Source organism: Kitasatospora sp. NPDC059327, from assembly GCF_042752535.1.
Lineage (GTDB): Bacteria > Actinomycetota > Actinomycetes > Streptomycetales > Streptomycetaceae > Kitasatospora.
On record NZ_JBHYYB010000033.1, the window covers coordinates 69,297 to 90,458 of the forward strand.

Annotated in this window: 16 protein-coding genes; 11 read left to right on the forward strand and 5 right to left on the reverse strand. The window is 73.8% G+C overall.

Annotated features, from left to right (window positions below):
• Window positions 1–114 precede the first annotated feature (114 nt).
• Window positions 115–1,491 (forward strand): transcriptional regulator, encoded by a 1,377-nt coding sequence (locus tag ACFXHB_RS21325; protein WP_380576164.1) that lies wholly within the window; start codon window positions 115–117, stop codon window positions 1,489–1,491.
• A gap of 173 nt (window positions 1,492–1,664) precedes the next feature.
• The gene (locus ACFXHB_RS21330) at window positions 1,665–2,843 is read left to right on the forward strand and encodes a hypothetical protein (RefSeq protein ID WP_380576165.1); all 1,179 of its coding nucleotides are present in this window, start codon (window positions 1,665–1,667) and stop codon (window positions 2,841–2,843) included.
• A gap of 135 nt (window positions 2,844–2,978) precedes the next feature.
• On the opposite strand, the gene ACFXHB_RS21335 is transcribed toward ACFXHB_RS21330, so the two are convergent.
• Complete coding sequence (locus tag ACFXHB_RS21335; protein WP_380576166.1) at window positions 2,979–4,280, reverse strand: ABC transporter substrate-binding protein; 1,302 nt, start codon at window positions 4,278–4,280, stop codon at window positions 2,979–2,981.
• A 256-nt stretch (window positions 4,281–4,536) separates the two neighbouring features.
• On the opposite strand from ACFXHB_RS21335, the gene ACFXHB_RS21340 reads away from it, so the two are divergent.
• Together ACFXHB_RS21340 and purU are read left to right on the forward strand one after the other, a co-directional pair.
• Complete coding sequence (locus ACFXHB_RS21340; protein ID WP_380576167.1) at window positions 4,537–4,971, forward strand: hypothetical protein; 435 nt, start codon at window positions 4,537–4,539, stop codon at window positions 4,969–4,971.
• 205 nt (window positions 4,972–5,176) lie between these two features.
• A complete protein-coding gene (gene purU / locus ACFXHB_RS21345) occupies window positions 5,177–6,052 on the forward strand; it encodes a formyltetrahydrofolate deformylase (RefSeq protein WP_380576184.1) in 876 nt (291 codons plus the stop codon).
• A gap of 73 nt (window positions 6,053–6,125) precedes the next feature.
• Here purU and ACFXHB_RS21350 read toward each other — a convergent pair whose 3' ends face one another.
• Window positions 6,126–7,310, reverse strand: coding sequence for a zf-HC2 domain-containing protein (locus ACFXHB_RS21350; RefSeq protein ID WP_380576168.1), 1,185 nt, complete (start codon window positions 7,308–7,310; stop codon window positions 6,126–6,128).
• A complete protein-coding gene (locus ACFXHB_RS21355) occupies window positions 7,307–8,059 on the reverse strand; it encodes a sigma-70 family RNA polymerase sigma factor (RefSeq protein WP_380576169.1) in 753 nt (250 codons plus the stop codon). The genes ACFXHB_RS21350 and ACFXHB_RS21355 overlap by 4 nt, the downstream gene beginning before the upstream one ends.
• A gap of 541 nt (window positions 8,060–8,600) precedes the next feature.
• On the opposite strand from ACFXHB_RS21355, the gene ACFXHB_RS21360 reads away from it, so the two are divergent.
• Window positions 8,601–9,140, forward strand: coding sequence for an ATP-binding protein (locus tag ACFXHB_RS21360; RefSeq protein WP_380576170.1), 540 nt, complete (start codon window positions 8,601–8,603; stop codon window positions 9,138–9,140).
• Between the two features lie 369 nt (window positions 9,141–9,509).
• Here ACFXHB_RS21360 and ACFXHB_RS21365 read toward each other — a convergent pair whose 3' ends face one another.
• Complete coding sequence (locus ACFXHB_RS21365; protein WP_380576171.1) at window positions 9,510–10,487, reverse strand: GlxA family transcriptional regulator; 978 nt, start codon at window positions 10,485–10,487, stop codon at window positions 9,510–9,512.
• 231 nt (window positions 10,488–10,718) lie between these two features.
• Between ACFXHB_RS21365 and ACFXHB_RS21370 the strand changes: the two genes are divergently transcribed.
• The 5 genes from ACFXHB_RS21370 to ACFXHB_RS21390 all read left to right on the forward strand — a co-directional run bounded on the left by ACFXHB_RS21370 (window position 10,719) and on the right by ACFXHB_RS21390 (window position 17,791).
• Window positions 10,719–12,173: an MFS transporter gene (locus ACFXHB_RS21370; RefSeq protein WP_380576172.1), complete on the forward strand. Its 1,455-nt coding sequence runs from the start codon at window positions 10,719–10,721 to the stop codon at window positions 12,171–12,173.
• Between the two features lie 33 nt (window positions 12,174–12,206).
• A complete protein-coding gene (locus ACFXHB_RS21375) occupies window positions 12,207–12,734 on the forward strand; it encodes a GNAT family N-acetyltransferase (protein WP_380576173.1) in 528 nt (175 codons plus the stop codon).
• Between the two features lie 122 nt (window positions 12,735–12,856).
• Window positions 12,857–13,198: a DUF4229 domain-containing protein gene (locus tag ACFXHB_RS21380; protein ID WP_380576174.1), complete on the forward strand. Its 342-nt coding sequence runs from the start codon at window positions 12,857–12,859 to the stop codon at window positions 13,196–13,198.
• A gap of 111 nt (window positions 13,199–13,309) precedes the next feature.
• Complete coding sequence (locus ACFXHB_RS21385) at window positions 13,310–14,395, forward strand: LacI family DNA-binding transcriptional regulator (RefSeq protein ID WP_380576175.1); 1,086 nt, start codon at window positions 13,310–13,312, stop codon at window positions 14,393–14,395.
• A 93-nt stretch (window positions 14,396–14,488) separates the two neighbouring features.
• Window positions 14,489–17,791: an SdrD B-like domain-containing protein gene (locus ACFXHB_RS21390; RefSeq protein WP_380576176.1), complete on the forward strand. Its 3,303-nt coding sequence runs from the start codon at window positions 14,489–14,491 to the stop codon at window positions 17,789–17,791.
• Between the two features lie 114 nt (window positions 17,792–17,905).
• Here ACFXHB_RS21390 and ACFXHB_RS21395 read toward each other — a convergent pair whose 3' ends face one another.
• A complete protein-coding gene (locus tag ACFXHB_RS21395; RefSeq protein WP_380576177.1) occupies window positions 17,906–19,114 on the reverse strand; it encodes an MFS transporter in 1,209 nt (402 codons plus the stop codon).
• A gap of 430 nt (window positions 19,115–19,544) precedes the next feature.
• On the opposite strand from ACFXHB_RS21395, the gene ACFXHB_RS21400 reads away from it, so the two are divergent.
• Complete coding sequence (locus tag ACFXHB_RS21400) at window positions 19,545–20,888, forward strand: dicarboxylate/amino acid:cation symporter (RefSeq protein ID WP_380576178.1); 1,344 nt, start codon at window positions 19,545–19,547, stop codon at window positions 20,886–20,888.
• Window positions 20,889–21,162: the final 274 nt, after the last annotated feature.

Here is a 21,162-nt window from a genome sequence, read left to right on the forward strand (position 1 = left end):
CGTTGCTGATCGCTAACCTGGTGTCAGATTCCTTGGACGGTCGGACAGTCGGCAACAGATCAGCAGAATCGTCGCCCACCGGCCGGGACCGGAGGGTGTGGGGAGGCGAAGCCAATGGCCGCGAGACCACTTGTCGCACGACAGCCCAACGAGCGTCTGCAGCAGCTGATCCAGGAGGCCAGCTGCTCGAACGCCGGCCTGGCGCGGAGGGTCAACCTCTGCGGGGCCGAGCACGGCCTGGACCTGCGGTACGACAAGACGTCCGTCGCGCGCTGGCTCCGTGGCCAGCAGCCGCGCGGACAGGCACCGGCGGTCATCGCCGAAGCGCTCGGGCGCAAGCTGGGGCGGGGTGTGTCGGTCGAGGAGATCGGCATGGCCGACGGCAAGAACCTCAGCTCCGGGATCGGGCTGCAGTTCGCGCCGACGCTGAACGCCGCGCTGGAGCAGGTCTGTGAGCTCTGGCGCAGCGATGTCGGCCGGCGGGACTTCCTGACCGGTGCGACGGTGGCGGCCTCCGCCCTGGTCGAGCCCAGCCGGGACTGGCTGATCACCCCGCCCGATCCGGTGGTGGCGCGGACCGGCGGGCCGCGGGTGGGCCCGACGGACGTCGCGGCCATCAAGGCGACCACGGCGATGCTGGTCGACCTCGACCACCGCTTCGGCAGCGGGCACGTCCGCCCGGTGGTCGTCCACTACCTCAACAGCGTGGTCTCCGGCCTGCTCGGCGGCGCCTACCGAGAGGAGACCGGGCGGCAACTCTTCGCGGCGGTCGCCCGGTTGACGGAGCTGGCCGGCTACATGGCGGTGGACACCGGGCAGCCGGGGCTGGCCCAGCGCTACTACATCCAGGCGCTCCGGCTCGCCCAGGCGGCCGACGACCGCGGCTACGGCGGCTATGTGCTGGCGGCCTCGATGAGCCACCTGGCGGCGACGCTCGGCAACCCGCGGGAGATCGCCCAACTCGCCCGCGCCGCGCAGGAGGGGGCCCGCTCGGTGGCCACCCCGACGGCGATGGCGATGTTCTACGCGGCCGAGGCGCGCGGCCACGCCCTGCTCGGCGACGCCCGCTCCTGCGAGGCGGTGGCCGCCAAGGCGCTGGAGGCCATGGAGAAGCGCCGACCGGAGGACGACCCGGACTGGATCGTCCACTTCGACGACGCCTACCTGGCGGACGAGCTGGCTCACTGCCACCGGGACTTGGAGCAGGCCGGACCGGCCGAGCACTACGCCCGTCGGGCGCTCGACCTGCACCCGCCGACCAGGGTCCGGCGCCGCGCGGTGGACCTGGTGCTGCTGGCGACGGCCCAGCTGCAGCAGCGGGACCTGGAGCGGGCCTGTGAGACGGGCGCGCAGGCGGTCCGGCTGCTGAGCGGGCTGCGGTCCAACCGGGGCGTCGAGTACCTGGACGAGTTCCGGCGGCGGCTGGAGCCGTTCCGGGAGCAGCGGGTGGTGCGCGAGTTCCAGGCCCGGGCCGAGGCGGAGGCCGCCTGAGCGGGGCGCCGTGCGGCGCGTGAGGGGCCGGTGAGGGATGGACCGCCCACGTGGTCACCCGGTTCGGTGAACCGGTAGCGTGGGCGCGACGTCCAAGGAACTGTGATGCCCCCAAGAACCGACGAGATGTGGTCCGCCGTCAGCGCGCGGTCGTGCACAGGTGAGGAATCGCGTTGAGCCAGCGCCGCTCGTACCCCAATTCGGGTGACTTCAACCTGGACGATCTGTTCCGCCCCGAGCCCGGGCAGCCACCGGCGCCGGGTGCCCAGGGCCAGCAGCCGCCCCAGCAGTCCGGCGGGCAGCCGCCCTTCCCGCCGGCCGGGCAGCCCTCGGGACAGCCGGAGTACCTCGGCGACGGCGCGCACGCGCTGCCGACCCAGGCCATTCCGGCCCAGGGCGCCTCGTGGGGCGGCGTGCCGCAGCCCGGGTACGGCGCGCCGCAGCCCGGCCAGGCGCCGGAGACGCAGTACCTGCCGCCCTACCCCGCGGGGGATCCGCAGGCGGGCGGCCATCCGCTGCAGCCCGGCTACCCGCAGCCCGCGCCCGGCTATCCGCAGCCGGACCAGGGCTACCAGCAGCCCGCCCCGGGCTACCCGCAGCAGCCGGAGCAGGGCTACCCCGCGTACCAGCAGGCCCCGCAGGAGTACCCGGCCCCACAGGGCTACGGCGGGCAGGACCACCCCACCACCCAGGTCGCCAACCGCGGCGGCGGACGGCCCTCCGGCAAGCTGATCATCGGCGGGGTGGTGGCCGGCTGCGCGGCCGCCGGCATCCTGGTCGCCGTCCTGATGAGCGGCGGCGACGAGAAGGCCGGTCACGACAAGCCGGCCGCCCCGGTGGCCACCGGCAGCAGCCCGGCCGGCGGCCCGCCCGCCGCGAGCGGCACGGCGGCGACCGTCAGCCCGGAGGTCAAGGCCCAGGCCCAGGCCCTGTCCGACCTGCTGGGCACCGCCAACGACAGCCGCCAGGCGGTGATCGGCGCGGTCGGTTCGGTGCAGAAGTGCGACAAGCTGCCCGAGTCCCAGCAGGCCCTGACCGACGCCGCCGGCAAGCGCCGGGAGCTGCAGACCAAGCTCGCCGCCCTCAAGACGGACAAGCTGCCCAGCGGCCCGCAGCTGGTCGAGCAGCTCAACGCGGCCTGGCAGGCCTCGGCGACCGCCGACGACGAGTACGCGGCCTGGGCCGGCGACGCGCAGAGCGCCTGCGACCCGAAGAAGATCGACAACCAGCACTACAAGAACGCGGTCCAGGCCAGCGGCACCGCCACCACCGCGAAGAAGCAGGCCTCCGGGCTCTGGAACACCATCGCCGGCCAGACCGGCCTGCCCACCCGCGGCGACGGGGACCTCTGACGCGGCGCTCCGGCCGGGCCCTGCCCGGCGGTGTGCGCCCGGGGAACGTGCGCCCGGGGAGCGTGTGCCCGGTGGGCGGGCAGCCCGAGGGGCCGGAACCGGGTGACCGGTCCGGCCCGTGCCGGGCGCGCGCCGTCAGGCCGGCGGCCGGCCCCCGGTGAGCACCCAGCGGACGTCCACGAAGCCCGGCTGCTGCAGGGTCATCCGTCCGCCCTTGACCACCTGGTAGCTCACCCAGGTGTTGACCAGCCGCGGCGACTCGGTGCTGGGCAGCATGTTGGTGGTGCCCCAGTTCAGCGGCGGGGTGAGCCCGACGTCGATCTGCTCACCGCCGTCCAGCAGCGCCGTCACGGTCTTGGCGGTGAGCGGCCGCCCGGCGGCGGTCAGCCGTTCGGACACCTGGCGGAAGACCTCGTAGGCGACCCAGGTGGTCTGCACCCCGGGGTCGGAGACGTCGACGTTCCGGCCGCCGGCGGAGTCGCCGTGCACCACCGAGCGCAGGGCGTCCCAGATCTTGGCGGACTCCGGCGGGTACCAGCTGGTGACGTAGGCGCCGGCCAGCGGGCCGCTGTCGCCGCCGGTGGAGTCGACCACCGACTGCTGGACGCTGCCGATCACCGAGGCGATCCGGGTGTTCTTCGGGCTCAGCCGGCGGTAGGAGTCCAGCAGGTTGCCGGTCGGCTCGGCGGCCAGGGCGGAGGTGATGCAGTTCGCCGGCTCGTCCTTGCCGATCGCCTTGCGGGCGACCGGCGTGTAGTCGTTCGACTGCTCCGGTGCCTTGACGTCCAGCAGCTTGATCCCGGCCGGCTTGAGCGCGTTGGCCAGGTAGCCGAGCAGGTTGTCACCGGCCGGGGTGTCCGGCCGGACCAGCGCGACGGCCTTGCAGCCGGCCTCCACCAGCTGCCGGCCGCTGCCGCCGATCAGCGCGGGCAGGCCACCGCCCACCGGGTACGACAGCGGGCTGCTGAACTCGGGCTGGGAGAGCCCGTAGCCGCCGATCAGCGGAATGCCGGCCCGCTCCAGGACGGGCATGAAGTTGTCCCCGTACTGGCTGTAGGAGCCGAGTACGGCGACCGCCTTGGCGTCCACCGCCTGCTGCGCGCAGGCCGTGGCACCGTCCGCGGTGTTGTGCTCGTTGCAGGTCAGGACCCGGATCGGGCGGCCGTTCAGACCGCCCTTGGCGTTGATGTCCCGGCCGATGGCCTCGGCGAGGGCCGTCATGCCGGGCCGGTCCGCGGAGCCGGTGCCGGACGGGGCCCAGGTCATCACGGTCAGTTCGCCACTGCCGGTGGCGGCGTCGGCCGGTCCGCCGCACGCGGAGGCCGAGAAGAGGGTTGGGAGCAGCGCCGCGGTGACGGCGGCTGCGACGATCGGGCGGCGGTTGCGCCGCGCCGCGATCGCGTTCTGGGCCTGGGACGAGCCCCTTCGGCTGGTCATCGGTCTTCCCTCCCGGGGCGCTCTGCTGCGCACCGGCACCAGCCAAGCCGGGGCGCCGCAAGCCGAGAGGGCCGAAAAGCGAACGGACGGCAAATGCCACCCGAACTCCGAGCGGGGACGCGTGTAGATCGGGAGTAGAGCACGAACCGTCCCGGGGACCGTACGATCGTTCTCCATGTCCGCCAGCACAGATTCTTCGTATCGGTCTTCCCGAAACCCTTCTCGTCCGGGCCACCGCTCCAGCACGATGGGCGGCATGCCGCTCAACGACCTGCCCTGGTGGCGCTGGCGAGCCCGACTGCGCTCGGCGTTGCACATGCTGTCCGACCCCGGGTTCCAGCAGGAGACCTGGCTCTCCGGCCGGGAGGGCTTCGGTGACGTGACCGACGCCGTCTACCGGCTGGTCGAGGACACCTGGTTGGACCGCTGGTCCGCCGAGAAGTACGTCGGCACGATCTTCCGGGACTCGGCCGAGGCCTCGGTGGTGGACGTGGCGGTGCTGCGGGTGGTCCGGATCCTGCACCAGGTCGGCGCCGACGCCCCGGCCTCCGCCTACCTGGGCCACCACGGCTGGCCGGAGGCGGTCCGGGCGGCCCGCGAGGCCCACGTCAAGCTGGCGGTCAACGACGGCGAGGACCCGGACGCCCCGCCGCGCTCGCTGGACGTGCTGCGCATCCTGACCTCGTCCTGACCTCGTCCTGACCTCGTCCTGACCTCGGCCTGGGACCGGCCTGGGACCGGCCTGGGACCGGCCGGGGGCGGTCCGTCGTGCCCCGGCCCGGCCCCGGCGCGCTGCCGGTGGGCCGGGCCGTCCCGCAGTGCGGGCAGCGGGACGGCCGCTGTCCAGGATGTGACACGCTGGACCACTCAGCACCGGCACGACCTCAGGACGGGACATCCCCACCGTGGAACAGCAGACAGCCAGCGCCCAGTACGTCCTCACGCTGTCCAGCCCCGACAAGCAGGGCATCGTCCACGCGGTCTCCAGTTACCTCTTCATGACCGGCTGCAACATCGTCGACAGCCAGCAGTTCGGGGACTCGGAGACCGGACTGTTCTTCATGCGGGTGCACTTCTCCGCCGCCGAGCCGGTCACCGCGGACAAGCTGCGGGCCAGCTTCGCCGCGATCGGCGCCTCGTTCGGGATGGACTGGCAGATCCACCCGTCCGAGGAGCGGATGCGGATCGTCCTGATGGTCAGCAAGTTCGGCCACTGCCTGAACGACCTGCTGTTCCGCACCCGGATCGGCGCGCTGCCGGTGGAGATCGCCGCGGTGGTCTCCAACCACACCGAGTTCCGCGACCTCACCGAGGGCTACGGCATTCCGTTCCACCACATCCCGGTCACCCGGGACAACAAGGCCGAGGCCGAGCAGCAGCTGCTGGACCTGGTGGCCAAGGAGAACGTCGAACTGGTCGTGCTGGCCCGCTACATGCAGGTGCTCTCGGACGAGCTCTGCACCGCGCTGTCCGGCAAGGTGATCAACATCCACCACTCCTTCCTGCCGAGCTTCAAGGGCGCCAAGCCCTACCACCAGGCGCACACCCGGGGCGTGAAGCTGATCGGCGCCACCGCGCACTACGTCACCGCCGACCTCGACGAGGGCCCGATCATCGAGCAGGAGGTGGCCCGGGTGAGCCACGACATCACCCCGGACCAGCTGGTGGCGCTCGGCCGGGACGTCGAGTGCCAGGCGCTGGCGCGCGCGGTCAAGTGGCACAGCGAGCACCGGGTGCTGCTCAACGGCACCCGCACGGTGGTCTTCGCGTAGGTCCGGCCCCGGACCCCGGGCGGCGCCGGACCCCGGACGGGACCGGCCCCGCGCGGCCGGGCCTCCGGGGCGGCTACGGGCGGGACAGCAGCGGCGCCGCCCGGAGCACCTCGCGGATCGCGGCCCGGTCACCGTGCTCGCCGACCGGCACCCGGTCCGGGTCGCGGTGCGCGGCGGCCAACTGGCAGAACTCCAGGCCGTCCATGACCATCGAGGCCACCGGCTCACCACCGGGCGGGCCGTACTCCGGCCCGTCCAGCGGTATCAGCCACTCGCCGGCGGCCGGGCCGTCGATCACCAGCCGCACCTGCCGGCCGGTCCGGACCCCGCCGTCGGGCGACCTGCCCGCGGGCGCCCCGGCGAGCTCGGGCCGGGCGGCGCGCGCCCCGGCCAGCGCCGCCGGGAGCATCCGCACCGCGAGGTCGACCATCTGCCGCAGGTGCTGCGGCGCCGGCGGGGCGTACGGGTAGGCGACCGCCCGGGCCACGTCCTCGCCGTGGACGTAGCACTCGAAGGCCCGGTCCACGAAGGCGTCGCGCAGCGGGACGGTCACGAAGCCGAAGTCCACGGGCGTGTTGCCCTGCGGGGCCAGTGCGGCGGAGCGGACCAGCTCGTGACAGTGCCGGCGCCACCGGGCCCGGACCCGCTGCGGGGGCTGGCCGGCCTGCTCGGCGGTCAGCCGGGCGGTGCGCTCGGCGATGCCGGCCCACGGCGGGCCGCTCTGCCGGGGTACCCGGGGGAGCGCCGGGGCCGGGTCCTGCGGCGGGACCCGGCGGTCGGCCGCCGGTGCGCCGCCGCCCGGGACGGGGTCGGGCAGACCGAGGGCCAGCGCCACGTAGCCGTCCACGGCGGCCAGGTGGCAGAGCACCTCGGCCGGGCACAGGTACTCGGTGCCGCCGTGCCACGGGAGTTCGGCGACCTCCTGCCACTCCTCCGGGCCGAGGTCGCGCAGCAGCGCGTCGAGTTTGGCGGTCTCCGCGGTGTAGGGCACGCCCCAGGCGGGGACGGGCAGTTCGGCGGGGCGCCGGGTGAGGCACCAGTCGAGGACCTGCTGGCGCAGCGGGCCGGGCTGGTCGAGCGGTTCGTCGGCGGAGAGCCAGCCGGCCGCGTCCCGGAGCCGGGCCGCCTCCTCGGCGCAGGCCGGACAGGTCCGCAGGTGCTGCTCCACCTCGGCGGCCTCGCGCCGCGGACAGGCGCCCAGGGCCCAGGCGCCGAGCAGTGAGCGCAGGGCCTCGTGCTGCTCCTCGGTGATCGTCACGTGCCCCCGCCCTCGTTCCCGTGGCGCTGCCCGTCGTGCCGCCGCGCGCCGTGCTGCCGTCCCTCGTGCCGCTGTCCGTCGTCCTGCTGTCCCGCGTACCGCTGTCCGCCGTGCTGCGGGGTGTCCTGGCGAGGCCCGCCGCCGCACCCGTCGTGGCGCCGGCAGTCGGGGCGGCCCGCCTCGCGCTGGTGGGCGCGCTCCTCGGCGAGTTCGGTGGCCAGCAGCTCCAGACCGAGCCGCATCCGCTGCTTGGCGGTCTGCTCGCTGATCCCGAGCCGGCGGGCCGTCTCCTGGTAGGTGCGGCCGTCGTAGTACGACACCGCGATGGTCTCACGCAGGCTCTGCGGCAGGGAGTCGACCACGTACTGGACGCGGGCGGCGGCGGCCACGGCCCGGATCTCCTCCTCGTCGGGGCCGTCGAGCGGGCCGGCGCCGCCGGTGCCGTCCGTGCCCTCGGCGGCGCGCCGGACCCGCAGGCGGTCGACCGCGCGACTGTGCGTCAGGGCGCCCAGCCAGGAGCGGAGCGAGCCCTGGGCGGGGTCGAAGGCCTCGGGGTGCTCCCAGACATGGGCGAATATCTCGCGGGTGAGCTGGGCGGCGGCGGCCTGGTCGGCCAGTATCCGCCCGGCCAGCCCGTGCACCATCGGCGCGAGCTGGTCGTACAGTTCGCCCAGCGCCGTCTCCTCGCCCCGGGCGAGCCGCCGTTGGAGCTGTTCGTCCCAGCGCGGGGCGCTTCCGGGGGTGGTCATCGCCAACCACCCTCCTGCCGTGGGGTTCGGTGCCGTGTCCAACGCTATCCTGCGGCCTTCCGGGAGCGGGCGGATTCGGTGCGGAAGGGAACCAGCGGTTTCGGATCGTCACATGGTGGGATCTGCCGTCGATCCCGTTGTTCGAAGGCCGTTGGACATATGTCGCACGGGTGGTTCGCGAGTGGCGGGCGTCGCGTCCGGGGTGTCCGGCGGTAGGTTCGCCACTGCGTGTCCGGCCGGTCGGCCCCGGGCCGGACGATCGCCGGTACGAGGCTCGCCAGAGTGAACGGGACAGTATGCACTGCCCTGTCCCCCGATCGCTGGAATATGCCCGAAGCGCTTGCTGCGGTCCGCCCGTCGAACCATCCTGAGGCGTATTCGTGTCGCAGCCGGAGCGCGACGGACGAGATGGCGTGGGCACGACGTACCGGGTGTGACGTACGGCGGCCCGGCCTGCGGCGGCCCGGCGCGTGCCGGGACCGGCCGGCCGACCCGGCCCGATCGAGACGATGGCCGAACTGCGAGTGCGGGTGGTGGAGCGGTGCAGGTTCTTCAGGTACAGCTTGCGGTGCGGGCGGACCCCGCCGAGGTCGGCCGGGCCCGCCGCTGGGTGCGTTCGCGGCTGCTCAACCACGGGGTGGACCCGGACGCGCCGATCGCCGAGACGGTGGTCCTGGTGGTCTCCGAGCTGGTGACCAACGCCGTGGTGCACACCGGCTGTCCGGCCGTCCTGAGGCTCTGTTTCCCGATCGACGGATCCCCCGCGGGTGACGGTCCCCCCGGGGGTGAGGGCTCCCCGGTGCACGGCACGGACTGCGGCGGCGCGGTGCGCGAGGCGGCCGCCGTCGGTCCGCTCCGGGTGGAGGTCGCGGACGCCAGCCAGGTCGCCCCCGCCCCCCGGCACGCGGGCCCGGACGCCGATGCCACCAACGGGCGCGGCCTGGAGCTGGTCGAGCTGCTCTGCGACCGCTGGGGCTGGTATCCGGACGGATCGGGCAAGCGGGTCTGGTGCGAGATCGGCGCCGACGCCCGGCCGGTGGACCCGCTGACCGCCGTGGACTGGGCCGCGCTGGCCCAGTGACAATCCGACGATCAACGGGCCGAAACCTGACGCAACCATTCCGAATTTCGGACAACCCATTGACGTGACGTATCCGACTGATCACTCTTGGGAGCAGCTCTCCGTTGCGAGGGGACGCCGAGGGAACACCCGAACGCCACTGCGGTGCTGCTGTCCAGGGGGATCATGTCAGCAGGGGGGCCGTGGTACGTCGATCGCGCGGTGGCTCCTTGGCGAGTGCGGTGGGCTTTGCGCGGGTTCAGGGCCCGTGCTTCGCGATTGGATGGCGGCGGGCCGTGCCGTGCTCGGGGTGCGTGCGGTCCGCCGTCGTCCAATTCGTCCACGGCGAGGGGCCGGTTCCGGTCATCCGCCGGCCGATCCGTCCGCCCGTCAGTGTGACTGTTCCACTGATCGGAAGGTGCGACGGTACGCGCTCGGCGCGACGTCCAGTCGCCCGCGCAGGCGCAGCCGGAGCGAGGCCGCCGTACCGAAGCCGGCCTGCCGGGCGACCTGATCGATCGTCATGTCCGTGCTCTCCAGCAGCTGGCGGGCCCGCTCGGTGCGTTGCACCGTCAGCCACTCGCCCGGACTGCTGCCGGTCTCCTCGCGGAACCGTCGGGTGAAGGTCCGCACGCTCATCCCCGCCCGGTCGGCGAGCCGGCGCAGGGGGAGCGGCTGGTCCAGGTGCTCCAGCGCCCAGGCGCGGACGGCCGCGGCGCCGGCGCCGGTGTCGACGGCCGGGTGGGGGACTTCCACGTACTGTTTCTGGCCGCCCTCGCGCCAGGGCGGCACCAGGCAGGAACGGGCCACCGCGTTGGCCACCGCGCTGCCGTGGTCACGGCGCACGATGTGCAGGCAGAGGTCGATGCCGGCCGCCACCCCGCCCGAGGTGAGCACGTCGCCGTCGTCCGTGAACAGGACGTCCGGATCGAGCCGGACCTTCGGGTACAGGGCGGCGAACCGCTCGGTGTAGCGCCAGTGGGTGGTGGCCGGACGGTCGTCCAGCAGACCGGCGGCCGCCAGCACGAAGGAGCCGGTGCAGATCGAGACCAGCCGGGTGCCCGGCCGGATCCTGGCGAGGGCGGCGGTCAGGGCGGGGCGGAGCTCGGCGTCGACCTGCCGCGGGCCCGGGTCGGCGGAGGCCGGGAGCACCACGGTGTCGGCCCACTCCAGGAGTTCGGGCCCGTGGTCGACGGCGACCCGGAAATCCGTACTGGTGGGGACCGGCCGGCCGTCCACGGTGCAGGTCGCCACCTGGTAGTGCGGGACGCCGTCGGCGTCCTTGGCCGACTCGAAGATCCGTGCGGGGATGCCCAGTTCGAAGGCGATCACCCCGTCGAGTGCCAGTACCGCGACCTTGTGCGCCACCGCGTCCGCCCTTCCGCTCTCCGTCCGCCGTCCCGGCGTCCGGCCGTTGGTGCCCGTGGCCGGTGCCCGTGCCCGTGGCCCGTGCCCGTGGCCCGGTACGGGTCTTCCGCTCCCCGGCCCCGACGGCCGGGGCCGGCGACCAGCGTACGCCGGGCCCGCTGGCCCGATTCTTGCGAAAGCTGGCAGTCAGGCCACTCGTGGTGGTGCGCGCGCTTCGGGAGACTCGGCCGGGTGAACGAACGCAACGCCCCCACACCGGGCCCCGCCCCCACACCGGGCCCCGCCCCCACACCGGGCCCCGCCCCCACACCGGGCCCCGCCACCGCCCCGGGTCCCGCTGCGGGCCCGGTCCCCGCCCCCGCCCCGGGGGCCGTCCCCACCGAGGACCCCGTCGCGGACGTCCGGCCGGGGCCGGGCGGGGCCGGCCGGCCCCGGCCGCACTACGCCTGGGTGGTCGCCGCCGTCTCCCTGCTGGTGCTGCTCGGGTCGGCGGGGTTCCGGTCCGCGCCCAGCCTGATGATGGACGCGCTGCACAACGAGTTCGGCTGGTCGATGGGGACGATCTCCAGCGCCACCTCGGTCAACCTCGCCCTCTACGGCCTCACCGCCCCCTTCGCCGCCGCCCTGATGGACCGTTTCGGCGTCCGCCTGGTGGTGGTCTGCGCGCTGCTGACCATCTCGGTCGGCTCCGGGCTCACCATGCTGATGCGCGAGCCCTGGCAGCTGGTGCTCTGCTGGGGCGTGTTGGTGGGCCTGGGCAGCGGTTCGATGGCCGGCGCCTTCGCCACCACCGTCACCGGACGCTGGTTCCGGGCCCGTCAGGGGCTGGTCACCGGCGTCCTGACGGCCGCCGGCGCGGCCGGCAACCTGATCTTCCTGCCGGTCGGCGCCTGGCTGGTCGAGCAGCACGGCTGGCGCTCGGCGGTCGTCGTCGTGTCGCTGGCGGCCAGTGCCGTCGCCGTCCCGGTGCTGCTGCTGATGCGCGAGCGGCCCGCCGACCTCGGCCTGTTCCCGTACGGCGCGACGGAGGCGCCGCCCGCGCCGGCGGCGGACAACCGGGCGCTGGCCCGCTCGCTGCGGGTGCTCCGCGAGGCGTCCCGCAGCCGCGCCTTCTGGCTGCTCGCGGCCTCCTTCGCGATCTGCGGCGCGACCACCAACGGCCTGGTCGGCACCCACTTCATCCCCGCCGCCCACGACCACGGCCTGCCCGTCACCACGGCGGCGAGCCTGCTGGCCCTGATCGGGATCTTCGACGTGATCGGGACGATAGCCAGCGGCTGGTTCACCGACCGCTTCGACTCCCGGACCCTGCTGGTCTCCTACTACGCGCTGCGCGGGCTCTCGCTGCTCGTGCTGCCGCAGCTGTTCGCGGGCTCGCTGGAGCCGCCGATCCTGGCCTTCGTGATCTTCTACGGCCTGGACTGGGTGGCCACCGTCCCGCCGACCGTCGCGCTCTGCCGCCGGCACTTCGGCGACGACGCGCCGATCGTCTTCGGTTGGGTGCTCGCCTGCCACCAGCTCGGCGCGGCCGCGGTGGCCGGGCTGGCCGGCCTCGCCCGGGACGCCCTCGGCACCTATGACCTCGCCTGGTACGCGGCCGGCGGGCTCTGCGCGGTCGCCGTGGTGCTCTGCCTGGCCCTGCGGGGGTCCACCGCGGGCCGGCCGGCGGCGGCCCTCGCGCCGTGAGTCCGTCGGTAACGACGGCTAGGCTCGGGGGTCATGACGCTTGCCTTCACCCTCGACCCCGAGCCCGGCCCCGAGCTGTGCTCCGACATCGTCCGGCTCTGGACCGACGTCACCAACGCCGGCGGCGCGGTCGGCTTCGTGGCGCCGGTCACGGAGGACGAGGTCTGGAAGACCGCCGACGCGCAGTTCGCCGGCATCGCCCCGGCCGGGCCGGACCGGCTGCTGGTCGCCCATGAGGTGGAGAGCGGCCGGCTGGCCGCCGTGCTGTTCTTCGACTCCATGCGGTTCGGCCTGATGGAGCACTGGCGGATGCTCAAGCGCGTCATGGTCCACCCGGACTTCCAGGGGCGCGGTTACGGCGCCGACCTGATGGCCGAGGCCGAGCGGGTGGCCCGGGCCTGGGGACTGGAGGGTCTGCGGCTGACCCTGCGCGGCGGCCTCGGCCTGGAGACCTTCTACGGCCGCTGCGGCTACACCGAGGTCGGCAGGGTCCCCGCCGCGATCCGGGTGGCTCCCGGGGACGACCGCGACGACGTCACGATGTGGCTCGACCTGCGCTGACGGCACGGGCCGCCCGGACACCGGTTGGCGGGGGACGGGCGACCCGTTCCCCGCGCCGCCTGTCGGGCATGCTTCACTGGGAGACCGGCCCGGCCCCCGCGCAGACTAAGGATGTGTCCTCCGTGAGCAGCAAGGTGAGCAACAAGTCCCACGCCACGCTCCGCTACACCTCCATGCGGGTCAGCATCTTCCTCGGTTGCCTGCTGGTCGCCCTGCTGCTGGGCCACTTCCAGGTCATCCCGGTCAAGGGGCAGACCGGCGCGATCTTCCTGTTCCTGGTGGCCGCCGTGGTGTCGGCGCCGCTGAGCTACGTGCTGCTGAGCCGGCAGCGCGACGACATGTCGGCCCAGATCTCCGGCCGGGTCGACGGCATCCGCAACCGGACGGCCGCGCGGATCGCCAGCCAGAACGCCGAGGAGGACGCGGCCGACGACGCCGCGCGCGCGACCGCCCTGCAGGGCTGATCGCGCTCCGCCGCCGTGCCCGCCCCCGATCCGCAGCCGTCGTCGCCCGAGTCGCCACTGCCTGAGCCGGCACTGCCCGAGTCGTCGGCCGAATCGTCGGCCGGGCCGGCAGTGCCCGGGTCCCCGTCCGAGCCCGCCCCGTCGCAGGGCGAGAGCGTCAGCGGTACCTGGCCGGCCCCGGTCCGCAAGCCCACCGGACGGGACGTGGCACGGCTGGCCGGGGTCTCACAGGCCACCGTCTCGCTGGTGTTCTCGGGCTCCGAGGCCGGCCGCCGGGTCTCGGACGCCACCCGGGAGCGTGTCCGGGAGGCGGCCCGCGGCCTCGGCTACCGCCCGCAGGCGGCCGGCCGGCAACTGCGGCTGGGGCGCAGCGGCATGATCCTGCTGGCCGTGCCGAACATCCTCGGACCGTTCTTCGGCCGGGTGCTGGAGGGCGTCCACGAGGAGGGCGGCCGGCACGGCCTGGCCGTCGTGGTCAGCTCCGGCTGGGGGAGCGCCACGCTCGCCGACGCGGCGACCACCAGCCGCTTCGACGGCCTGCTGATCTGCTCCCCGGACGACAGCCAGCTCGGTGCGCTGCCCTCCGACACCCCCGCCGTCTTCCTGGACGCCGACCCCGACACCGACCGGGCCCGCCCGACCGTCGAGCTGGACGTGGCCGGCGGGATGCGCGCCGCCGTCGAGCACCTGGCCGGGCTGGGCCACCGGCGGATCGGCCGGCTGCGGTCCACCCACTCCGCCTACACCTTCCGGGTCCGTCAGGCCGCGTTCGAGCGGGCCGCCGCGGCGTCCGGCCTGGAGGTGGTCGAGCTGGGCGTCAGCCTCAACGAGGGCCAGCCCGCCGCCCGCACCGCCGCTCACCGGCTGCTGGCACGCCCGGACCGTCCGCTCGCGGTCATCTGCGACGACGACGTGGTGGCCTCCGGGGTCTACCAGGCGGCGGCCGAACTCGGCCTGCGCGTCCCGGTGGACCTCTCGGTGGTCGGGATCGACAACATCCCGGTGGCCGAGCTGCTCACCCCGCCGCTCACCACCGTCGACCTGCCCGGCGAGGAGCTGGGCCGGGCCGGGGTCGCCGCCCTCGCGGACCTGCTGCGCGGTGAGCCGGTCGCACCGGTGCCGCCGTTGGCGACCTCGCTGGTGCTGCGCGCCTCGACGGCGGTCGCGTCCACCGCCGCAGGTGGCTCCGCTCCCTGAAGCGTCCGTTCGTATTAGTTCGAACGAGTGAAATCCCGTCAGACTGTCTCGCGCCGCACCGCCGGGCGAATTAACAGACGATGAGATTTCGCCATGCGGACGCTCCGATCCAGACCTTCACGCCTGCCTCGCCTGGCACGGCTTGCCGCCGCCCTCGGGCTGCTCGGCGGCACCCTGCTCACCGGCACCCTCGGTGCCCCGACCGCCGAGGCCGCCGTCACCTTCACCAAGACGGTCGACAAGGCCACCCCGGCGCCGGGCGAGAACGTCACCTACACCCTGCGCTACACCTGCTCGGTGACGGACTGTGTCAACGGGTTGATCACCGACACCCTGCCGGCCGGGATGCAGTTCGTCGGCTGGACCCCGGACCCGTCGACGGTCGATGTCGCCGGATCGACCGTGCCCGCCGCCGGCGCCGTCGGCGCCACCATGACGATCAAGCTCAAGGACCTCACCCCGGGCACCACCGCCACCATCACGGTCGTGCTCAAGTACCCCAACTTCTCCACCGCGAACGGGACGCGGAGCACCAACTCCGCCACCCTCACCGCCGACGGCGAGCAGCCGCTGACCGGGACCGCCGACACCACCGCGGTCGTCCAGCCCGGATACACCGTCACCAAGGGCGTCCAGGGCAGCAGCCAGGACGGCCGGCTGGTGACCTACCAGTTCAGCGCCTGCTCCAACGCGAACGTGCCCAACGTCGACCTGGACGCCAGCCGGCTGGTGGACACCCTGCCGGCGGGCGCCGTCGTCGACACCGGCCGCTCGCCCGGCTGGGTCCAGAACCCGCCCGGCTCCACCACCTGGGTCTACGACAACGGGGCCTTCCGGGCCGGGAACGGCCAGGCCGGCTGCCGGATCCCCGGCGTGCTGGTCGTCTACTACCCCGAGGACGCCTTCCCCAGCGGTACCACCGCGCCCAACGACGTGGTGCTCAAGGGCGACCCGCTCGGTCCCGAGCCCGAACGCGACCTCTCCACCGCCGACACCACCACCCCGGTCTTCCAGCCGCCCGTCACCGGAGTCCAGGTCTCCGCCTCCAAGGTGTGGCAGGACGCCGTGTCCGGCGACATCGCCTCCTTCAGCCTCCGCCCCGGCAACGTGGCCGCTCCCGTCACCAGCCTGGTGATGACCGACCCCGGCAGCGGCACCACCGCCGACCTCTACAACTGGCTCGCCCCGCAGTCCATCCAGCTGGACCCCTGGAACCCGACCTCGATCGGCCTGCTGCTGGAGTACCGCCTCGACGCCGACCCCGGCTGGCTCCCGTTCACCCCGGGCAGCCCCCTCGACGGCTCCTCCGTCCGCCGCGTCACCTTCGCGCAGGGGGCCGGCGACCCGGCCGGCGACGTCCTCGGCATCCCGGCCGGCCGCCGGCTGGACGGCCTGAGGTTCACCTGGACCGGCCCGATCCCCACCGGCTGGAGCCCCGGCAGCGGTGTCCAGGTGCTCTTCCAGGTGATCACCCCCGGCCTCGACGGCCGGCCCGCGCCGGTGCCGCTGCACAACTGCGTCGACGTGCTCGGCACCGACGCCGGCGGCGTGACCTCGGCCGCGAGCGCCTGCGCGGACTCCACCGTCACCGCCGCCACCAACCTGGGCGCGGCGAAGACCACCGTCTCCGGCGCGGTGCTCTCCCCCGGCGCCACCGCCACCTTCCAGGTGATCCCGTACAACCACACCGGCCGCACTCTCGACCGCCCGCTCGTCCTCTACGACCTGCTGCCGCCCGGCATGGTCTACGTCGAGGGCTCCGCGCGCCGCGACACCGGCTGGCCCGACTCGGTGGCACCCTCCGAGGTCACCGTCCTGCCCGGCCCCGACGGCCGTCAGCTGCTGCGGATGACCTGGCCGGCGGGCAGCCCGGACATGACCTACCTGCACGACAACCTCGCCTACCGGACCCTGATCGACGTCCAGGTGGCCGGCAGCGCCCGGCCCGGTGAGCTCACCAACGACGTCTACGTGACGGCCGACGGCTCCGGTCCGCCGGTGGCCTGCTTCTACTACGGCAACGACACCGGCGTCGTCGACGCCCAGGACCTCGACCGCGACGGCGACACCACCGAGACGCTCTGCCACGCGTCCTCGCAGGTGGAGGTGCAGGTGCCGGCCGTGCTGCGGGCCTACAAGGAGGTCAAGGGCGACCGGGACGCCGACTACGGCAGCACCGGCACGGCCACCCCGGGCGGGCAGATCTCCTACCGGATGACCGTCCGCAACGACTCCCCGGACCCGGTGACCGACTTCGTCGCCTACGACAAGCTGCCGGTCCCCGGTGACGGCTACGTGCTGCGCCCGGACACCCCGCGCGGCTCCGCCTGGACGCCGTCACTGGTGCGCCCGCTGGTCGCGAGCGATCCGACCGTGGTGATCGAGTACACCACCTCCGCCGACCCCTGTCTGCCCGGCGAGTTCGCCGTGCCCGGGCCGTGCGACGCCGGTGCGGTGTGGAGCGCCACGTTCCCCGGGCCGGGGGCGGCGGCCTGGTTCCGGGTGCGTCGGCCCGGCGCGCTGGAGTCCGGCGGCCAGTTCACGCTCACCTGGTCGATGATCGCGTCGATCGACGCCGGGGAGGCCGACTTCGCCTGGAACAGCTTCGCCTACTCCGCGACCGACTCCGAGGGCCGGCCGCTGCTGCCCGCCGAGCCCGCCAAGGTCGGCGTCGGCGTGGAGTGGCCGACCCCGCCGGACAACGCGCTCGGCGACTTCGTCTGGAACGACCTGAACAAGGACGGCGTGCAGCAGCCCGGCGAACCCGGTCTGCCCGGTGTGCGGGTCGAACTGCTGGACGGCTCCGGCCGGGTCCTGCGGGACAAGGACGGCCGGCCGGTCCAGACGGTGACCGACGCGACCGGGCACTACCTGTTCGAGCGGCTGCCGGACGGCGAGTACGCCGCCCGCTTCGACCTGGCGACGCTCCCGAAGGACGCCACGGTGACGCGGCGGGCGGCCGGGACCGACCCGGCCCTGGACTCCGACGCCGACCCGGCGACCGGTGCCACCCAGGTGGTCCGGCTGGCCGGCGGGGTGCGGGATCTCGACCTCGACCTGGGGGTGGTGGTGCCGGCGCCGCCTTCGCCTTCGCCGTCGCCGTCTCCCACGTCTTCGCCCACGCCGACGCCTTCGCCGACGCCTTCTCCCACGCCTTCGCCGTCGTGGTCCCCGTCGTGGTCGCCCTCGCCGTCCCCGTCCACGAGTGAGGCCTGGTCGCCGACGCACTCGCCGCACCCGCCGCACTCGCCGCAGCCGACGCCGAGCCACGGCGGCGAGCTGCCCGGCACCGGTGGCGGGGTCGGCCCCCTGGCGAGCCTGCTCGGCGCGGTCGTCCTCGGCGCGGGCCTGCTGCTCGTCCTGGTCGCCCGGGGAGGCCGTGGCCGCCACAGCTGATCGAGGTCCGGGCCACCCTGACGGGTGACCTCGGACGACCTACGAGAGAAGTGATCGCGCCCGTCGGCCAGACCACCCGGTCCGACGGGCGCGATCACGTGCGGGGGGTGGGGCTCAGCCCACCGGGACCGGCCGCGCCACCGCGGTCACCGGCAGGGGCTGGAACCAGCGGCGGGCGCCGAACAGCAGCAGCGCGCCCAGACCGATCCCGCCGGCCGCGCAGAGCGCCACCGGTCGCAGCGAGCCCTCCGCGAGGTTGCCGGAGACGGCGTAGCCGAGCGAGTTGCCGGTCGCGAACAGCGTCACCAGCCAGGCGAAGGCCTCGGTCACCGTGCCGACCGGGGCCAGCTCCGCGACCAGGACGAACGCGGCCGCCAGCAGCGGCGCCAGCCCGACCCCGGACAGGAAGGCCAGCGCGGCCATCGCGTACGGGCCGGGGAGCAGGACCAGGGGCAGGTAGGAGACGGCCATCCCGAGCGCCATCACCCAGGTCCGGGTCGCCGTGCTGCTGCGCCACCGGACCGCCCCGTACCCGAGCGCGCCGAGCAGTCCGCCCAGCGCGGCCAGGGCCAGCAGCGTCCCCGCGCCGCCCGGCAGAGCGCCCTCGTGCGCCTCCGCGTAGGCGATGAACAGGACGTTCTGGGCGCCGACCGCCCAGCCGGCGCCGGCCAGGCCGACCAGCAGCAGGACCAGGCCGGGGGAGCGGAGCGGACCGAGCAGGCCGGCCGAGTGCGCGCGCGGCGGTGCCTGCCAGGACCGGGCCGGTCCGGCGGTGGCCACGACCAGTGCCCCGGCCAGCCCGAGTCCGGCCGCCACCCAGAGCGCCGCGACCGGGCTGAACACGCCCGCGATGCCGGCCACCGCGAGCGGGCCGGCCACGTAGAGGATCTGCTGCGAGGCGGAGTCGAAGGCGTACGCGGTGTCGAGCTGCTCCTCGTCGACGACATCAGGCCAGAGCGAGCGCAGGCAGGGTTCGAGCGGGGGCATCGCCAGCCCGGCGATCGCGGCGCCGACCGGCGCGGCCAGGGCCGAGCCCGGCGCGAGTGCCAGCAGGGCGTACCCGCCTCCCGCGACCACGGCGGACAGGAGCAGCACCCGCGGCTGCCCGGTGCGGTCCACGATCCGGCCCAGTACCGGACCGCCCACGGCGGCCGAGATCGCGTAGGCGGCGGTGGCCAGCCCGATCCGGCTGTAGGGGGTGCCGGCCTCGCGCAGGGCCAGCGCGATCACCAGCGCGGTCATGCCGGCTGGCAGGCGGCCGAGCAGGGTGCCGAAGAGCAGACGGCTGACGTGCGGGGCACGGAGCAGGGCGAGATAGCCCATGGACGGTTCTCCGGGTCGGGGCAGGGGTGGGCGGCGACTGCCGTCCAAGTTATACGTATAACCACTGAGCGGTCAATCGGGTCGTCCGGAAGATCTGATGGTGCGTCAGCCTCGTTCGTGTCCGGATTTACCCTTGCGCGGTCCACATCTCAAACAAGTACTTTGAACATCTCAAACCTTTACTGCTAACGTACCGGCCATGACCACCTCAGGAGCAGCTCGGATGCACGGCCTGGGCTCACTGCCCACCGCCGCCCGCGCCTGCCGCCTGTCGGGTGCCGTGGACAGCCCGCGCCGTTGTCGTGCCATGAGCTGTATCCAGGCGGCACGCCCCTGACGGGGCCGAGTCCTCCCCGTCCGGCCCACCCGCCGTGCCGCCTTCCTCGCCTCACCTCACCGTCAGCAACGCCCTTCCCGGAGCCGCACCGTCATGTCCACAGCGCCCGAGGCGACCTCGTCGCCGTCCGTGCTCGCCAGAATTCGCAAGACCCCGTTCTGGGTCCAGATCGTCGCCGGCCTCGTGCTCGGCGTCGGCCTCGGCTACCTGGCCCGCGCCGCCGACATCTCCTGGCTGGCCACCACCCTGGAGACCATCGGCAAGATCTTCGTCCAGCTGCTCAAGCTGGCCGTCCCGCCGCTGGTGTTCACCGCGATCGTGGTGTCCGTCGCCAACCTGCGCAACGTCACCAACGCGGCCCGGCTGGCCGTCCGGACGCTGCTCTGGTTCCTGATCACCTCGCTGATCGCCGTCGCGATCGGCCTCGGCCTGGGCCTGCTGACCAACCCGGGCCAGGGCACCGACCTGAAGACCGAGGGCCTCAAGGCGCCGAAGTCCACCGGTAGCTGGATCGACTTCCTGACCGGCATCTTCCCGACCAACATCGTCACGGCCTTCACCGAGGTCGAGGTGCTCCAGATCGTCTTCCTGGCGGTCGTGACCGGCGCGGCGATCATCAAGCTGGGCAGCAAGGCCGAGCCCGTCCTCAAGCTCAGCGAGTCCGTCCTGGAGCTCGTCCAGACCGCCCTCTGGTGGATCATCCGGCTCTCCCCGCTCGGCACCCTGGGCCTGATCGGCAAGTCCGTCGCCAAGTACGGCTGGGACCTGCTGAAGCCCTTCGCCACGCTGACCATCGACGTCTACGTCGGCTGCGCGCTGGTGCTGTTCGTGGTCTACTCCCTGCTGCTCAAGTTCGTCGGCGGCCTCAACCCGCTGAACTTCTTCAAGGGCGCCTGGCCCGCCATCCAGCTGGCCTTCGTCTCCCGCTCCTCGGTCGGCACCCTGCCGGTCACCCGTCGCGTCACCGAGCGCCTCGGCGTCCCGAGCGAGTACGCCTCGTTCGCCGTGCCCTTCGGCGCGACCACCAAGATGGACGGCTGCGCCGCGATCTACCCCTCGCTGGCCGCGATCTTCGTCGCCCAGGTCTACGGCATCGACCTCGGCATCAAGGACTACCTGCTCATCGCCTTCGTCTCGGTGATCGGCTCGGCCGCCACCGCCGGTCTCACCGGCGCGATCGTGATGCTGACCCTGACCCTCTCCACCCTGGGCCTGCCCCTGGAGGGCGTCGGCCTGCTGCTCGCCATCGACCCGATCCTCGACATGGTCCGCACCGCGACCAACGTCGCCGGTCAGGCCGTCGTGCCGGTCCTGGTGGCGGCCCGCGAGAAGACCCTCGACCTGGTCGCCTACAACAACCCGCACGGTGACCTGTACCAGGACGCCCCCGCGGTGACCATCCCGGCGCAGGCCTCCGCGAAGGCCGCCACGGCCTGACGGCCCGCCCCGGACAACGGCGAACGGGCCCTCTCCCCGATGTGGGGAGAGGGCCCGTTCGCTTGTTGCCGTTGCCGTTGCCGTTGCCGTTGGGTCGGCGGGTCGGCGGATCGACCGGTCAGCAGGTCAGCAGGTCAGCAGATCAGCGGTTCGGCGGGCCGGTGCGTGCCGGCCCCCCCAACCCCCCGCGCACCACCCGCCGGGGGGCGGGGGGGTGGTGGGCGCGCCCCAACCGCGGCGGTATATGCGGGGGGTTATAAAAAAAAAACACCCC

Coding starts and splice junctions, on each gene's coding strand:
- ACFXHB_RS21325 (WP_380576164.1), top strand. CDS start 115: ATGGCCGCGAGACCACTTGTCGCACGACAGCCCAACGAGCGTCTGCAG.
- ACFXHB_RS21335 (WP_380576166.1), bottom strand. CDS start 4,280: ATGACCAGCCGAAGGGGCTCGTCCCAGGCCCAGAACGCGATCGCGGCG.
- ACFXHB_RS21340 (WP_380576167.1), top strand. CDS start 4,537: ATGCCGCTCAACGACCTGCCCTGGTGGCGCTGGCGAGCCCGACTGCGC.
- ACFXHB_RS21355 (WP_380576169.1), bottom strand. CDS start 8,059: ATGACCACCCCCGGAAGCGCCCCGCGCTGGGACGAACAGCTCCAACGG.
- ACFXHB_RS21375 (WP_380576173.1), top strand. CDS start 12,207: ATGACGCTTGCCTTCACCCTCGACCCCGAGCCCGGCCCCGAGCTGTGC.
- ACFXHB_RS21390 (WP_380576176.1), top strand. CDS start 14,489: ATGCGGACGCTCCGATCCAGACCTTCACGCCTGCCTCGCCTGGCACGG.
- ACFXHB_RS21395 (WP_380576177.1), bottom strand. CDS start 19,114: ATGGGCTATCTCGCCCTGCTCCGTGCCCCGCACGTCAGCCGTCTGCTC.
- ACFXHB_RS21400 (WP_380576178.1), top strand. CDS start 19,545: ATGTCCACAGCGCCCGAGGCGACCTCGTCGCCGTCCGTGCTCGCCAGA.